Annotated in this window: 1 protein-coding gene; it reads left to right on the top strand. The window is 55.4% G+C overall.

Translation table 11 applies throughout. The features are described 5' to 3' along the window. Positions 1 to 7: 7 nt before the first annotated feature. Positions 8 to 303, top strand: a 296-nt coding sequence (locus JIN85_RS21150) for a hypothetical protein (protein ID WP_200274586.1), incomplete at its 3' end; no start/stop codon positions are given.

The following is a 303-nucleotide window of genomic DNA, read 5'->3' as shown; positions in this document are numbered from 1 at the left end:
AACTGTTATGGCCGACAAGAAAGTCGAAGTGCGATTTGATACCACCGCCGACACCAAGGGCGCGGAAGATGCCGAAAAGGCAATCAACGAAGTGAGTGATTCCTCATCGGAGCTGATGAAGGATGCGCTCAAGTCCAGGGAAAGCCTCGAACAACTCACCAAGGCTGCCGAAGGCGACGCGGTGGCCCAAAGGGCACTCAAGCAGGCACAAAAGGAACTGGGAAAGGAGTTTGAGCAAACTGCCAAAGACATCGATCGCACGACTGAAGCGGTCGAAGATCTAACAGCGGCGGAAGCGGCCCG

The organism is Luteolibacter pohnpeiensis (genome assembly GCF_016595435.1).
Lineage (GTDB): Bacteria > Verrucomicrobiota > Verrucomicrobiia > Verrucomicrobiales > Akkermansiaceae > Luteolibacter > Luteolibacter pohnpeiensis.
Note: the sequence above shows the minus strand (reverse complement) of the source record. Positions and strands in the feature narration are given on the sequence as shown.